Origin of the sequence: Streptomyces sp. A3M-1-3 (assembly GCF_024213665.1) — a bacterium.
GTDB lineage: Bacteria > Actinomycetota > Actinomycetes > Streptomycetales > Streptomycetaceae > Streptomyces.
This window is the reverse complement of the sequence record NZ_JANAVP010000070.1, coordinates 1-2,181: the sequence shown is the minus strand read 5'-3', so window position 1 is coordinate 2,181 and position 2,181 is coordinate 1. Positions and strand designations below refer to the sequence as shown.

General features: G+C 65.3%; 1 protein-coding gene. It reads left to right on the top strand.

Annotated features, from left to right (window positions below):
• The first annotated feature begins 619 nt into the window (after nucleotides 1–619).
• Nucleotides 620–2,050, top strand: coding sequence for a group II intron reverse transcriptase/maturase (ltrA, locus tag NLX86_RS34160; RefSeq protein ID WP_254375713.1), 1,431 nt, complete (start codon nucleotides 620–622; stop codon nucleotides 2,048–2,050).
• Nucleotides 2,051–2,181 lie beyond the last annotated feature (131 nt).

Below are 2,181 nucleotides of genomic sequence, written 5' to 3'. Positions count from 1 at the left end.
TGGAACAAGATCGAGGTGCGCCACGAGGCGCCACTGTTACCGGGCAGGGGTGCAAGACCCCTGCCGCCGGGCTGTCGCAGCAGACCGGTGAAGCTGAGGGCAGCCGATCCGTGGAGACGCACGGGGAGGTAGGAGCAGCCCTGACAACGACGGGACGCGTCGGTACTTCCAGACGGCGCGGGTCCGGCAAGCAAGACGAGACGCCGTACGAGAGGAACCAGTGCCTGACGTCCCGTAAGTGTTCCACCGGCTCCAATCTGGAGGATCTGGGCCGGGTGCAGCGCACGCCGTCCGCTTGTCGGGCGGCGACTTCGAAGCCGGTCTTTCGATGCCGGTGAGGAGGCCACGTTGAATGCCTGCGGCGTAGGCGTGGCGATGCTGTCGGGGTAGAGCTGGGCGGCTCGCTCGTCGACCGGAGAGTGGTGAACGTGGGAAGCGTGCTGGTGCCGCCCTTCCCGTCTGGCAGCCAGCCAGGCGGAGGGCAGGCCCGTCGTCGGCTGACGGCGCCAGTGCGTGGCGGAGGCCCCGTAGTAGTCCGAGCGTACGAGAGGTGCGTACATGGCGAAGGGGGCCAGCAAGTCAGCGGCCGAAGTGCTGGAAGACCAGGAGGTTCTCGCCGGTGAATACCGACGAACTTGAGGCTGTCACGTATGTGGCGGAGCGACGGGTACTGGAGATTCAGACCAAGCTGCACCGTTGGGCTCGTGATGATCCTCATCGCAGGTTCGATGACCTGTTCAACCTCTGTGCCGATCCCGCGTTCCTGCTGGTCGCGTGGGATCGGGTGCGGGGTAACAAGGGTGCGAAGACCGCCGGGGTGGATGGCCGCACCGCGGCGTCCATCGTGGAGCGGACGGGCGTCGAGGAGTTCCTCGGCGGGCTGCGGGACAGCATCAAGGACCGTAGTTTCCGTCCGCTGCCGGTGCGGGAGCGGATGATCCCCAAGGCGGGCGGGAAGCTGCGCCGGCTGGGGATCGCCACGATCGCGGACCGGGTGGTGCAGGCATCCTTGAAGCTGGTGCTGGAGCCGATCTTCGAGACGGATTTCCTCCCGTGTTCCTACGGGTTCCGTCCGAACCGCCGGGCTCATGACGCGGTGGCCGAGGTGCGTTTCTTCACGTCCAAGTCGTATGAGTGGATCGTGGAGGGCGACATCAAGGCCTGCTTCGACGAGATTTCACACTCCGCACTGATGGACCGGGTGCGGAAGCGCGTCGGAGACAAACGTGTCCTGACCTTGGTGAAGGCGTTCCTGAAGGCGGGCGTCCTCGGTGAGGACCGGGTACTTCGGGAGACCACCGCCGGTACCCCACAGGGTTCGATTCTCTCGCCGTTGATGAGCAACGTGGCTCTGTCGGTCCTGGACGAGTACATCGCCCAGTCTCCGGGAGGCCCGAGGTCAACGCCCTGGGCGCGGACCAAGCGGCGTCGTCAAGGTCTCCCCAACTACCGGCTTACCCGGTACGCGGACGACTGGTGCCTGATGGTCAAGGGCACCAAGGACGACGCCGAAGCTCTGCGCGAGGAGATCGCGGAGGTGTTGTCCACGATGGGTTTGCGCCTGTCCGTGGAGAAGACCCTGATCACCCACATCGACGAGGGGCTGGACTTCCTCGGGTGGCACATCCAGCGCCACCGCCAACGCGGATCCAGCCGCAGCTACGTCTACACCTACCCCTCGCGCAAGGCCCTGACGGCCGCGATGGGCAAGGTGAAGGCGATCCGCCGCAGAACGGCCACCGGCCTGCCACTGGACGAACTGCTCATCCAGATCAACCGGATGCTGTTCGGCTGGTGCATGTACTTCCGCCCCGGGGTGTCCAGCGCGACCTTCCAGTACCTGAGTTCGTACACGTGGGCCCAGGTCATGAAGTGGCTGCGCCGTAAGCACCTCCGGATCAACAGGAAGGACCTCCGCCGTCTTTACTGCGCTGGGGGATGGTGGCCAGCAGGGGAGGAACGGACACTGTTCGATCCCGGCAAGGTACGCACAACGCGCTACCGATACCGGGGAACGGTCATCCCTTCCCCCTGGCCGACCACCAGATGAAGATCAACAGGGGCAGTAAGACGGGTCTTGTGGAGCGCCCGGTGCCATGAAAGTGGCACGCCGGGTGCGGGAAGAGGCCCGAAGAAACGGCTCGATCGAAAGACGAGACCGCGCTTCGGGCCTACTTCACC